Origin of the sequence: Streptomyces sp. (assembly GCF_036524955.1) — a bacterium.
Taxonomy (GTDB): domain Bacteria; phylum Actinomycetota; class Actinomycetes; order Streptomycetales; family Streptomycetaceae; genus Actinacidiphila.
Window position 1 is genome coordinate 1 of the sequence record NZ_DATDBG010000302.1, and the last position, 12,877, is coordinate 12,877.

The window sequence follows — 12,877 nt, forward strand, 5'->3', positions numbered from 1 at the left end:
CCGTCCCGTCGCGCACGCGAACCCCTCCCCTGATCGGGCCTGTCCCTGTCGTCCATCTGTCAGACGGTTTCCGGCCGCACAGAGTTGCAATGCGTGGCGTTGACTTGACAGGACTTACGCCACCCGCAGGGTTCGCGCCCCCGTCATCCCGCGCAGGCCGTGTTGTCGGCCTCCGTCCGCTGTACGCCGTCGGGCACCGCCGTGGGAGTGCCGATCGGGGCCCCCGGCTTGGTGAAGTCCGCGCCGAGCACGAGCGTCATGTCGGCCCGGGGGGCGGCGTCCACCGTGCCGGGCTTGAGCGCGGCGGCGGGCAGGCCCATCATCGCGGCCAGCGAGCGGGCCTGGTCGGCCTGGTTGGGCGCGTACGTCAGGGTCGTCCTCGCCGCCCGGGCGGGCGCGTTGCCGCCGTTGGTCGAGCGGTCGACGCCCTTGACGTTCTGCAGCCAGCTCACCGTGTCCTGCGCGGCGCCGAACACGCCGCTGCCGTTGAAGACCTCCACCCGCGTCTCGTGCGGGGTCGCCCTGGGGCCGGCCAGTTTGGGATCGGGCCTGGCGGGGGCCTTCTTCAGCTGGGTGAGCGAGACGTCGTGCCTGATCATCGACAGCAGTTGCGGCGCCCTGGTCTCGTCGACGACGACGGTGGCGTGCACCTTCTCGTTCGGGTTGTCGACCACCGGCAGCGTGGTGAACGTGATGTGCTTGGTGTCCACCTTGCTGAGGTCCTTGGCCAGGTCGGTCAGCTTGCTGACACTGCCGATCGCGGTGTCGACGGTGAGCGCCTTGGTGGCCGCGTTGCCGAGCTTCCACAGTTTGCCGGGGTCGGTGAGCGTGTCACCGGACTTCATCTTGCGGATCATCGCGCTGAGGAAGTTCTGCTGGAGCTTGATCCGGTCCAGATCGCTCTGGTTCTGCAGCGCGTGCCGGGTCCGTACGAACTCCAGAGCCTGCTCGCCCTGGATCCTGTGGGGTCCCGCGGTCAGGTTGAGGTGCGACTTGGGGTCCACCAGTGGGCGCTTGAGGCATACGTCGACGCCGCCGACCGCCGTCGAGAGGGTCTTCACCGCCTCGAAGTCGACCATCATGAAGTGGTCGACCTGGACGCCGGTGAGCTGCTTGACCAGGCGCATCGTGCAGCCCGGGTCGCGCCCGTCCTGGCCCAGGCTCTCGTTGAACTTCGGGTACGTCGCGTGCGCCGGCGAGGCCGGGACGACCTTGGTGGTGCCGTCCTTCTGCTTGGTGGGGCAGGCCGGTATGCCGGTGACGACGTCCCTCGGGATGCTCAGCGCGGTGGCGTTGCTGCGGTCGGCCGAGACGTGGAAGAGGATCGTGGTGTCCGCGTGGCCGACGCTGCCGGCGTCGCCGTACGCGTTGCCGAGGCCCTGCCGGCTGTCGGTGCCGATCACCAGGATGTTCATCGGGCCCTGGTGGGTGACGCCCTTGCTGCCCGCGTCGCCGACGTCCACGGTGGTGATGTTGTTGTTGAAATGCTGGTAGACGAGGTAACCGCCGATGACGGTGGTGACCAGCACGAAGCCCACGGCGCCCGCGGTCCACGCCAGCACCTTCTTCCTGCGGGACCTGTCCGGCTTGGCCTTGCGGCGGCTGGGCGGGGGGCCGGACAGGCCGGCGGGGGGCGCCGGGCGGGCCGCGCGCCGGCCGTGCGAACGGGCTTCGGTACGGCTGCCGGGCACCCGGGTCCCGGTGGTCCGGCCGGCCCGGGCCTCGGTGCGGCTGCCCGCCGCGCGGGCCTGCGTACGGCTGCCGGGGACACGCGCCGGCGCGGCCTCACCGGGCTCGGCGGGTTCACGGCGGCCGGTCTGCCGCGGCACGCCCGGTGACGGCACCGGGTCCGGGTCCAGCCGCAACTGGTAGGTGCCGGTGGCCGGGTCGAGCACCCACTGGTCCGCCGGGTCGATGTTCCTACCGCCTTGCGTGTCCACGGTCCCTCGGGTCCTCCATCCGGGATCGGCCGGAGCGTTCGCGCTCGTTGCACAGTTCAGCGCCGATACGCTCCCGTGACAAATCCCGGGCCCCCACAAGCGGACAAACCCTCCCCTCCCGGCCGCCGGCCGGGGACTCCTCACCGGCCTTTCACCGGCCCTGTCACCGAGCTCCGCCGCAGATGTCGCGGTCGGCGGTCGTCCCGCGGTAGGTGGGGGAGGTCGTCGGCGTACCGGTGGGGGAGGTCGTACCGGTGGACGCACCCGGCGGCCTGACCGTGGGCGTACTCCCGTGCCACGTCGCCTTCTGTCCCGACACGTTCACCGGTACGTCGTCGCGCAGTGCCGCGAACAGCTCGCCGGCCGCGGGCTGGAGGAGCTGGTCGCGGTTGCGGTCCAGGTCGTACGGCTCCTGCGGCACGGTCAGGAACCGCACCGCGCCGGCCGGGACGGCCTGGAGGCTGCGCGTGAGACCGTACAGCTCGTTCAGCGAGTCCAGGCCCGGGTCGGCGGTCAGCGCGTCGGTGGCCGCGGAGAGCATCGGGTAGAGCTTGACCGGGTTGAGCAGGACACCGTCGCTGCGCACTTTTTTCACCAGCGAGGCGAGGAAGTCCTGCTGACGGTCGATCCGCTGGGTGTCGCTGCCGTCGCCGATGCTGTAGCGGGCGCGTACGTAACCGAGTGCCTGCTCGCCGCCCAGCTTCTGCCGGCCCGCGGGCAGGTTCAGCCGCGCCTTGCGGTCGCGCACCGGTGCGGGCAGGCAGACCTCCACGCCGCCGACCGCGTCCACGATGTTCTTGAAGCCGATGAAGTCCACGATCAGGTGATGGTCGATCCGGACGCCGGTCATGTTCTCCACGGTGCGGATCGCGCAGGCCGCGCCGCCGCGCTGGAACGCCCAGTTGAACTGCTCGAACCGGGCCGGCGCCGTCGTGCCGTCCGGACGCCGGCAGCCCGGCACACGGGCCATCAGGTCGCGGGGGATGCTGACCGCGGTGACGCCGGCGCGGTCGGCCGCCAGGTGCAGCAGGATCGTGGTGTCCGAGCGCTGGGTGCCGCTGTCGGGGCCGTACTGCTCGTTGCCGTCGCCGCGGTTGTCCGAGCCGATCAGCAGGATGTTCTCGGCGCTGGTCGGGCCCTGCGTCGGGCGCTCCGACTCGTGCACCCTGAGCTGGTTCTCGGTCACCGTGTCGGTCGTGATGTTGCCGTTGAGCCGCTGGTACAGGTACCAGGTGCCGCCCGCGAGAGCGAGCACGAGCAACGCGGTGACGGCGGCCAGGACACGCAGCCAGCGGAAGCGGCGCCGGGGACTCGCGGCGGTGCCGGTGGTCCCGGGCGCCGTGGACATCCCGGGGGTGGCCGGGCCGGCGGCGGAGACGGGATCGCCGGGGGTGGAGTCACCCCGCTCAGGCTCTGCCGGCGTGGTCACGTCGCTGCCCGCCCCTCGGTCGGTGGCCGGGGGACCGGGCCGAGTGCCCGTCCGGCACTCGTTCAGACTGTCGAACGGGGTTTCCGGTTGCCTGAGCGGGCCAACCGGCTTGTTACGTTTGGGAGTTGGGGATCGGCGTTCAGACCGTGTGTGTTACGCGCTCGGCGGCCTCGCGCTTGGCGAGATCGTCGGCCGGCAGCCGGTCGAGGTGACGGCACAGCACTACGGACGCGTCCGCGGCGAGGGGCGCGAGCAGGCCCGCGGCCAGCCCGTCCCAGGTGTCGAAGGCCGGCCCGGACAGCAGCCGGGACCCGGTTGTCAGCCCCAGCGCGGCGGCGGACTCCCGCGCCCGGTCCGCGACACCGGCGGCCGTCAGCGCCTCGTCCTCGCCCGGCAGCCGCAGCACGGGCGCGTCCGGGGCCACCGGTGTATACGGTACGAAGCGGTCGCCCTGGCTCGGCACCTCCACCGCGTAGTCGGCGAACCCGGCCGGCGGCTGCGGGAACCGCCCCCCGAGGGGCCGCAGCGCCAGCGCCACCCGCTCGCCCCGGCACGCCCGCGCCGCCTCCAGCGTGTCGGGACCGCTCACCACCAGCTCCGCGTCCGCCGGATCACCGCCGGGCATCACGACCACCCCGGCCGAGAACCCGGCCAGTACCCACACCGCCGTCTGCCAGTGCGCGGGCAGCAGCAACGCCAGCCGGTCCCCGGGCTCCGCCCCGAGATCCCCTTGCAGCAGATTCGCGGTCTTCGCCACCCAGTTGCCGAAGGTGGCCACCGACAACTCGACGCGTTCCCCGGTCGCGTCGTCGTAGAAGGTGATCAGCGGGCGGCCCGGGTCGCCGCGCAGCGCGTCGGCGAGCAGTCCGGCGGGAGTCTGGGCGCTGGAGGTCACGGGGGCCAGGCTACTCGCCATGATCGGCCGGGGCGTGGGCGGTGGTGAGCACGCGGACGTGACTGCTCCCCGGGCGCCCTCGTCCGGGCGCCCGCATTCGGGGCGGGTGTGATCCGGCTCTCGGCGGACCGGTTCTCCGTGCCGCCCGGTACGCTCGGCGGGTGCGTCCCATTCCCGCGAGCCGTGTCGGCGGTACGCCGTCGGCGCTGTCTCGCACGTGGGTGCCCGCGGGGCCGCTGGACGTGCGGCTCACCCTGATGCCGCTGCGGCGCGGCGGTGGCGATCCGGCGTTCCGCATCACACCCGACGGCGCTGTCTGGCGGGCCAGCCGGACGCCCGCGGGGCCCGGCACGCTGCGGATCACCGGCAGCCCGGCCGCGCTGGTGGGGCACGCGTGGGGGCCGGGGGCACAGTGGCTGCTCGACGCGATGCCGGCACTGCTCGGGGCGTACGACGACCCGGCCGCGTTCGTGCCGCGGCACAAGGCGGTGTACGCGGCGCACCGGCGCAACCCCGGGCTGCGGCTGGCCCGCACCGGGCTCGTCCTGGAGGCGCTGATCCCGTCGATCCTGGAGCAGAAGGTCACGACGACGGAGGCGTACCGGGCGTGGAAGCTGCTGATCCTGCAGCACGGGGAGCCGGCGCCGGGGCCCGCGGAGCGGATGCGCGTCATGCCCGACGCGCGGGGCTGGGCGCGGGTGCCCTCGTGGGACTGGCACTGCGCCGGGGTGGACGACAAGCGGGCGTCCACCGTCATGCGCGCCGTCCGTCTCGGCCCGCGGATCGAATCCCTGGCCGCGCTGGACCCGGCCGAGGCCGCCCGCCGCCTCCAGACCGTACCGGGCATCGGTCCCTGGACAGCCGCGGAAACCCTCCAGCGCAGCCACGGAGCGCCGGACGCCGTCACCGTCGGGGACCTCCACCTCCCCCATCACATCGGCTACGCCCTGACCGGCGCCCGCCGCTCCGACGACGAGACGATGCTCCGCCTCCTGGAGCCGTACAGCGGCCAGCGCCACCGGGCCACCCGCCTCATCTGCCTCGCCACCCCCGCCCCGCCCCGCCGCGCGCCCCGCCTGGCCCCCAACCCCCCGAGCCGCCACGCCTGAGGGCGCACCCAGTAGCAGCACGGCCCGCAGCCGCCGACGGCGGGGAACCCAGGCGTGAAGCGTCACGCGCCCACCGCCCCGCACGGGTGGTGCCGGCGGGAAACACCCGGTGGGGGACGCCCGGTCGGAAACACCGGTGGGGGACACCCGGTGGGCAGCACTCCGCACGGAGTCCCCGCACCCCGCGGAAAGCGGAGGGGCCGTCAGCGGACGACCAGGAACGCGGAAGCGTCGCGACCCGCGCGAGCGGGAGGGAGTTCGGCCGGCCGCCCGACGGCCACCGCACCCATGGGGTCCCAGTCCGACGGAAGCCCCAGCACTTCGCGCACGACCTCGCGGCAGAACATCGTGGACGACACCCACGCCGACCCCAACTGCTCGCCCGCCAGCGCGACCAGGAAGTTCTGTACGCCCGCGCCCGTCGCGACCACGAACATCTCCCGCTCGGCCGCCGACCGCCGCGCATCCGGGTACGCGTGAGCGCCGTCCGCGACCAGGCACGGCACCACCAGATACGGCGCCCGGCGCAGCACATCACCGCGCCGCAGCCGCTTCGTGATGCTCTCCTCGGAGAAGCCGTCCCGCCGCAGATCCGCCTCCCACGCGTCCCGCATCGCGTCGAGCAGCCGTTCCCGCGTGTCCGCGGACTCCAGCAGGACGAACCGCCACGGAGTGGTGTGGTGCGGGGCGGGGGCGGTGACCGCGAGGGCGACGGCGCGCCGCACGGCCGCCGGGTCCACCGGTTCGTCCGTGAACTCCCGCACCGTGCGCCGCAGCGCCACCGCCTCCCGTACCGCCTCCGACGTGCCGAGCCGGAACATGTCGTCGGGCGCGATCCGTACCAGCGGCCGGGCGCCGAGATCCTGCTCAGGGTCCCCGGCGTCCCCGGCGGACTCCGGTGGAAGGACCACCGAGCCCAGCCCCCGTACGACCGCGACCGGCAGCCCTGTCGCCTTGCCCTTCACCAGGTCGCCGGCGGCGGCCAGTTCGTCCGCGGTGGCCGTCACCGTGGAGTTCAGCGGATTGCCGTGGCTGTCCTGCCCGCCGCGCAGGTCCGCCAGCACCCGTACGCCGGCCGCGCCGATCGCCACATCGGTGAGCCCTTCGCGCCACGGCCGGCCGAAGGTGTCGGTGACCACGACCCCGACCCGCACCCCGAGATCCTCGTGCAGCCCGTCCCGGATGCGGCGGGCCGAGGCGTCCGGGTCCTCGGGCAGCAACAGGACCGTGCCGGCGGCGGTGTTGGAGGCGTCGACGCCGGCCGCGGCCATCACGAATCCGTGCCGGGTCTCCACGATCCGGGTCGGCCCGCGGCGCGCGACCAGCCGTACCGCCTCCGCGTCGATCGCTGCCTCGCGGTCGTCGGCCCGCATCAGCCGGCCCTCAGCCTTGCTGACGATCTTGGAGGTGACCAGCAGCACGTCCCCGTCCGCGAGCCGGACCCCGGTGGCGGCGATCAGTTTGGCGATGTCCGCGCCCGGCTGCACCTCGCCGATCCCGGGTATGCCGAAGACCTCGTAACGCGGCGCCTCGCTCATGCCCGCACCTCCTCGGCCAGTGCCAGCGCCTCGCGGGCCATCCGCGCGGTGGCCGGGACGCTCTCCATCAGCAGCGGGACCGCCCGGCAGCGGATGCCGGCCGCCTCGACCTCGGCGACCGCGCCGGCGTCCACGGTGTCCACCAGCCAGCCGTCGAGCAGCCCGGAACCGTAGTGCGTGGCGACGGCCGCGGCCGTGGACTCGACGCCGACCGCGGCGAGCACCTTGTCCGCCATGCCGCGCACGGGCGCGTCCCCGATGATCGGGGAGAGGCCGACCACCGGCACGCCGGCCTCGGCGATGGCCTCCCGGATGCCGGGCACGGCCAGGATCGTGCCGACGCTGACCACCGGGTTGGACGGGGGGAAGACGATGACGTCGGCGGCGGCGATCGCCTCCAGCACGCCGGGCGCGGGCTTGGCGCCGTCCGCGCCGACCGGCACCACCGCGTGCGCGGGCACCGCGGCGCGCAGCCGTACCCAGTACTCCTGGAAGTGCACGGCCTTGCGTTCGCCGTCGAGTTCGACCAGGACGTGGGTCTCGACCCGGTCGTCGGTCATCGGCAGCAGGCGCACCCCCGGCCTCCAGCGGGCGCACAGCGCTTCGGTGACGGCGCTCAGCGGGTAGCCGGCGCCGAGCATCTGGGTCCGCACGATGTGGGTGGCGAAGTCGCGGTCGCCCAGACCGAACCAGTCGGGTCCGACGCCGTACGCGGCCAGTTCCCCCTTCACCGCGAAGGTCTCGCCGGCCCGGCCCCAGCCCTGCTCCTCGTGGATGCCGCCGCCGAGGGTGTACATCACGGTGTCGAGATCGGGGCAGACCTTCAGCCCGAACAGATGGATGTCGTCTCCGGTGTTGCCGACGACGGTGATCTCCGCCCCCGGCGCCGCTTCCTTGAGGCCGCGCAGGAAGCGCGCCCCTCCGATACCTCCGGCCAGAACCACGATTCGCATGGGCCCAGTCTGTCAGCCCGCCGTGCCGGGCCGGAGGGTTACTTGCTGGTCGGGGCCAGGGACGGCCCGTGGACCGCGGGGTTCGCAGGGCGTACGGCGACCGCGGCGGGCACGGCGACCGCCGGGTCGGCACAGGCTCCGGGAGCCGCCGCGGTGCGCGGCTGCCCGGCGGGCGGGCCGGCGTACGGCGTCATCTCGGTCAGTCCCGGGAAGTAGACGTGCAGGCTGACCGCGGGTTCGAGGGAGTCGTTGACCACCTCGTGCAGATAGCCGGGGGCGAAGGCCCGCTGCGCGCCGGTGGCCAGCGTGCGGGCGGACTCACCCCGGGCGGGCAGGGCGCGTTCGCGCAGCGCGCCGTCCAGCACGGTGAGCACGCCGCAGGAGCCGCCGTGGTCGTGCAGGCCGCTGCTCTGGCCGGGCAGCCAGCTCAGCAGCCACACCTCGTAGCCGGGGCCGGTCAGCAGCCGGGCGTACCAGCGGGTGGTGGCGTCGTACCGCACCAGCGGCGCCCAGCGCTCACGGTCGGCGGCGATGGAGCGGGCCAGGCCGGCGAACTCCGCGACGGTACTGGGGTGTTGCGGGACCGGGGGGAGCAGGTGGGGCAGCGCGAGCGGGTCACCGGCGATCGAGACGTCGGAGTACATGAAGGGTGTGTTCCTCAGTGGTGCGCGGAAGCGGGCGGTGCCAGGACCGTGCTCGGACCCGGGCGGGGCTCAGCGGCAACAACAGGAACAACAACAGCTCTGCGCGAGCGCGACGCGGCAGGACTCGCGGCGGCGAGTCCGGACGGGCGCGTGGTGCTCAGCGGGCATGCCGACAAGGAGACCTTTCCGGACGGCTGCCTGTCAACTTGATGTCCGGTATGTCGCACAAGTGTCACCTGATCCGGCAAGGTTCTCCGCTGAAAGGTTTGTGTGCGCGTGTGTACGGATAGTTGCTGCGGCAACGGTGGAGATCCGGGAACGCGGCGCGTCGCTGCGGCGTCTGACGATATGTGGGCGGTGGAACGACCGGACCGCGGCTGACCGGTGTGAATTTCCAGCCGGATTTCAACACTTTCTGTCACCCTTTGGTTCAGCGGAGTGAATAACCGGTCCAATAGCAGATCTCGGCTTGACTGCCCCGGATCGGCGCACTTGTAATTTCACTCGTGTCGTTCCGCCGCACACGGTGACGGCCACTTCACGGGGAAAGCACGACGGACGAGGGGCGCGCATGACCGAGCAGTTCCAGTTGCTGCTGGCCGAAGAGGCCGACGAGGAACTCGGCTGGCAGGAGCGCGCGCTGTGTGCGCAGACCGACCCCGAGTCGTTCTTCCCTGAAAAGGGCGGGTCCACGCGCGAGGCGAAGAAAGTCTGCCTCGCCTGCGAAGTCCGCTCCGACTGCCTGGAGTACGCGCTCGCCAACGACGAACGCTTCGGTATCTGGGGCGGCCTGTCCGAACGGGAGCGCCGCCGTCTGAAGAAGGGCGTTGTCTGAGCCCCGCGGCACCTTCCCGGCCTGGACCGACCCGCACACCCGGACGGCGCCCCCCACGTAAGCCGTTAGTGTGGGGGGCCGTCCGAGACGCAGCCCCCGCCAGCGGGCGGGAGCGAGCGTTCACCGCAGTCCAGCGAACCGGGGCCCGAACCTCGATGTCCGTGAACAGCCCAGCACCGGCCGCCCAGGCGGCCGGCACCCCTGAGTTCCCGCGCCATGTCGTCACCGCCGTGCTGGTCGCGCACGACGGTGCGCGCTGGCTGCGGCAAGCCCTCGCGGGGCTGCTCGCCCAGGAACGCCCGGTCCAGGACGTCATCGCCGCCGACACCGGCAGCGCCGACGACTCAGCCCGCCTGCTCGCCGAATCCCTCGGCGACCAGCGGGTGCTGCACCTCGCCCGCCGTACCGGCTTCGGTGCCGCCGTGGACGAGGCGGTCCGCGCCGCCGTCCCGCTCACCGCCGAGCAGTTGCCGTACCTCCAGCGCCGCAGCGGCTGGGACCCGGTCAGCCGGACCTGGAACGACGACGACCATGACGGGCCCGAGATGCCGTACGGCGAACCCGTCCAGTGGCTGTGGCTGCTGCACGACGACTGCGAACCCGACCCCGGCGCCCTGGCCGCCCTGCTGCGCGTCGCCGACTCCTCCCCGTCCGCCGGGATCGTCGGCCCCAAGCTGCGGAGCTGGTACGACCGCAGGCAGCTCCTCGAAGTGGGCGTCAGCATCGCTCGCAGCGGCCGCCGTTGGACCGGTCTGGAACGCCGCGAGCAGGACCAGGGCCAGCACGACCAGGTACGCCCGGTGCTGTCGGTCTCCTCGGCCGGCATGCTGGTGCGCCGCGACGTCTGGGAGGAGCTGGGCGGGTTCGACCGCCGGCTGCCCCTGATGCGCGACGACGTCGACTTCTGCTGGCGGGCCCAGGCCGCCGGCCACACCGTCCTGGTCGCGCCCGACGCCGTACTGCGGCACGCCGAGGCCGCCTCCCGTGAACGCCGCCCGGTGGACTGCGCGGGCCGCTCCGCCGTCAACCCGCACCGCGTGGACAAGGCCGGCGCGGTTTACACCCTGCTCGCCAACACCCGCGGACCCCTGCTCCCCTACGTGGCCGTGCGGCTCGTCGTCGGCACGCTGCTGCGCACCCTGGCCTACCTGGTCGGCAAGGTGCCGGGCCAGGCGGTGGACGAGATCGTCGGCCTGCTCGGCGTGCTGCTGCGCCCCGGACGGCTGTTCGCCGCCCGCCGCAACCGCGGTCGCGGCACTGTGGCGCCCGCCGAACTGCGCCCGCTGTTCCCGCCGCCCGGCGCCACCCTGCGAGCCACCGTCGACCAGGTCGTCAGCAACATCGCAGGCCGCGCCGACGCCTCCGTCGCCGCCGCCGGACGCCACGGCGGCGGCGTCGAGTCCGGGCCGGGCGACGAGGACGGCGAGTTCCTGGAGATCGAGCAGTTCGCCCGCCTGAAGCGGATCGCCCGCAAACCCGGCCCGGTGCTCTTCGCCGTGCTGCTCGTCTTCTCGCTCGCCGCCTGCCGTTCGCTGCTCGGCGGCGGCACGCTGTCCGGTGGCGCGCTGCTGCCCGCCGAGCCGGGCGCCTCCGACCTGTGGGGTACGTACGCGGGCGCCTGGCACGCGCTCGGCACCGGCGGTACCCAGGCCGCACCCCCGTACACCGCCGTCCTCGCGCTCTTCGCGACCGTGCTGTTCGGCTCCACCGGCCTGACCCTCACCCTTTTCCTGGTCGCGTCGGTGCCGCTGGCCGGCATCGCCGCCTACTTCGCCTCCCGCCCGCTGGTGGAGTCCCGCCTGCTGCGCGCCTGGGCGGCGGTCGCCTACGCCTTCCTGCCCGCCGCCACCGGGGCGCTCGCCTCCGGCCGCCTGGGCACCGCGGTGCTGGCCATCCTGCTGCCGCTGATGGCCCGTGCCGCCGTCGCCATGGCGGGCCTGCAGCTCGGCGACTCCGCGATCGAACGCGGCGCCCGGCCCGGCTGGCGCGCCACCTGGGCGCTGGCCCTGCTGCTCACCTTCACCACCGCCTTCACCCCGGTGACCTGGCCGATCGCCCTGGTGCTCGCCGCCGCGACGGTGGGCTGGCGGCTGGCACGCGGCCAACAGCACCTGCTCGTGCCGCACCTGCTGCGGTTCGCCGCGCTGATCGTCACACCGATGGTGCTGCTCGCCCCCTGGTCGCTGACGCTGCTCGGCCACCCGGGTCGGCTGCTGCACGAGGCCGGACTGCCGTACGACACCACGAGCGCGTCCGGCCTCGACCTGCTGCTGCTCAGCCCCGGCGGCCCCAAGGCGTCCGGCGGCCTGCTGCTCATCGGCCTGGTCCTGGCCGCGCTCGCCGCCCTGCTGCGCGACACCCGCCGCACGGCCGTCATCACCGCATGGGCGGTGGCGGGCGTCGGACTGCTCTTCGCCGCCGTCGTCAACGGCGACGACTGGGCGGGTCCGGCCACCCTGGTCTACGGTCTCGCGCTGCTGGCCGCCGCCGTGATCGGTGCGGACGGCGCCAACGAACGGATCGCCGCCAGCGGTTTCGGCTGGCGGCAGCCCGTCGCCGGACTCGTCGCGTTCGCCGCCGCGGCCGCCCCGCTGCTCGCCGCCTTCACCTGGGTCGCCGACGGCGCCGACGGACCGCTCGAGCGCCGCGACCCGGGGCAGGTCCCCGCGTTCGTCGCCGAGGAGGCCACCACCGGCGACCAGCCCCGCACCCTGGTCATCGGCGGCGCCCCGGGCCGCGTCTCGTACGCCCTGGTACGTGGCGCCGGCGTGCGCCTCGGCGACGCGGAACTGGCCGCGGAGGCGGGCCGCGACAGCGACCTGGACACGGTGGTCGCCAACCTCGTCGCGGGCTCCGGCGCCGACCAGGGCAGCCGGCTGGCCGGATACGCGGTCCGGTACGTCCTCGCCCAGCGGGGCGTGCCACGCTCCTTCGGCCGGGTGCTGGACAGTACTCCCGGCCTGTCCCGGGTCAGCCAGGCAGACGGCAGCGAACTGTGGCGGGTCGACATGCCGGTCTCCCGGATGACCATCACCGCCAAGGGCGCGCGACCGGTGCCGGTGGCGTCCGGGCGGGTCGAGGCGCACACCACCGTCCCGGCCGGACCCGAGGGGCGCGTGCTGCGGCTCGCCGACTCGTCCGCCGCCGGCTGGCACGCGACGCTCGACGGGTCCGCGCTCACCCCGGTCACCGTGGACGGCTGGGCCCAGGGCTTCCAGCTCCCGGCCTCCGGCGGGCGCCTGGACGTCACCTTCGAGACGCCGGTCACCCACCTCGGCTGGCTGGTCGTCCAGGGCTTCCTGCTGCTCGTGGTGGTCGTGCTCGCGCTGCCGGGCCGCCGCCGCGAGATCGACGACGACCTGCCGGACGCGGAGGGCGCGGCCGAACTGCCCGCCCAGGCGGCGGCCGGCCCGGGCGAGGGCCGCCGGGCCCGGCGGCTCCAGGCCGCGGCCGAGGCCGAGGCAGCGGAAGCGGCACGAGAAGCCGAGGGGGAAGGAGCGGTGGCCGCGGCCTCCGCGGCGGCCCCGGACGAGG

9 protein-coding genes are annotated in these 12,877 nt (G+C 73.9%); 3 read left to right on the top strand and 6 right to left on the bottom strand.

What is annotated here, in order from left to right:
- Positions 1-143: 143 nt before the first annotated feature.
- The 3 genes from VIW71_RS23740 to VIW71_RS23750 form a co-directional block, all read right to left on the bottom strand.
- Entirely contained in the window at positions 144-1,940 is a 1,797-nt protein-coding gene (locus VIW71_RS23740; protein WP_331624599.1) for an LCP family protein, read from the bottom strand.
- 163 nt (positions 1,941-2,103) lie between these two features.
- A complete protein-coding gene (locus VIW71_RS23745) occupies positions 2,104-3,288 on the bottom strand; it encodes an LCP family protein (RefSeq protein WP_331624606.1) in 1,185 nt (394 codons plus the stop codon).
- Between the two features lie 220 nt (positions 3,289-3,508).
- Positions 3,509-4,264, bottom strand: a complete 756-nt coding sequence (locus VIW71_RS23750; RefSeq protein WP_331624600.1) for a TIGR03089 family protein — start codon at positions 4,262-4,264, stop codon at positions 3,509-3,511.
- A 257-nt stretch (positions 4,265-4,521) separates the two neighbouring features.
- On the opposite strand from VIW71_RS23750, the gene VIW71_RS23755 reads away from it, so the two are divergent.
- A complete protein-coding gene (locus VIW71_RS23755) occupies positions 4,522-5,373 on the top strand; it encodes a DNA-3-methyladenine glycosylase family protein (RefSeq protein ID WP_331624608.1) in 852 nt (283 codons plus the stop codon).
- Between the two features lie 203 nt (positions 5,374-5,576).
- On the opposite strand, the gene VIW71_RS23760 is transcribed toward VIW71_RS23755, so the two are convergent.
- From VIW71_RS23760 to VIW71_RS23770, 3 genes are read right to left on the bottom strand one after another with little or no spacing between them, the layout of a single operon-like run.
- A complete protein-coding gene (locus VIW71_RS23760; RefSeq protein ID WP_331624601.1) occupies positions 5,577-6,911 on the bottom strand; it encodes a coenzyme F420-0:L-glutamate ligase in 1,335 nt (444 codons plus the stop codon).
- The gene (gene cofD / locus VIW71_RS23765) at positions 6,908-7,864 is read right to left on the bottom strand and encodes a 2-phospho-L-lactate transferase (RefSeq protein WP_331624602.1); all 957 of its coding nucleotides are present in this window, start codon (positions 7,862-7,864) and stop codon (positions 6,908-6,910) included. The genes VIW71_RS23760 and cofD overlap by 4 nt, the downstream gene beginning before the upstream one ends.
- Positions 7,865-7,902: 38 nt before the next feature.
- The gene (locus VIW71_RS23770) at positions 7,903-8,508 is read right to left on the bottom strand and encodes a cysteine dioxygenase (RefSeq protein ID WP_331624603.1); all 606 of its coding nucleotides are present in this window, start codon (positions 8,506-8,508) and stop codon (positions 7,903-7,905) included.
- Between the two features lie 571 nt (positions 8,509-9,079).
- Between VIW71_RS23770 and VIW71_RS23775 the strand changes: the two genes are divergently transcribed.
- Positions 9,080-9,343 carry a WhiB family transcriptional regulator gene (locus VIW71_RS23775; RefSeq protein WP_031519519.1) on the top strand — a complete coding sequence of 88 codons (264 nt, stop codon included), beginning with the start codon at positions 9,080-9,082 and terminating at the stop codon, positions 9,341-9,343.
- A gap of 155 nt (positions 9,344-9,498) precedes the next feature.
- Positions 9,499-12,877: glycosyltransferase (locus tag VIW71_RS23780; protein ID WP_331624605.1), on the top strand; the 3,379-nt coding region annotated here is incomplete at its 3' end.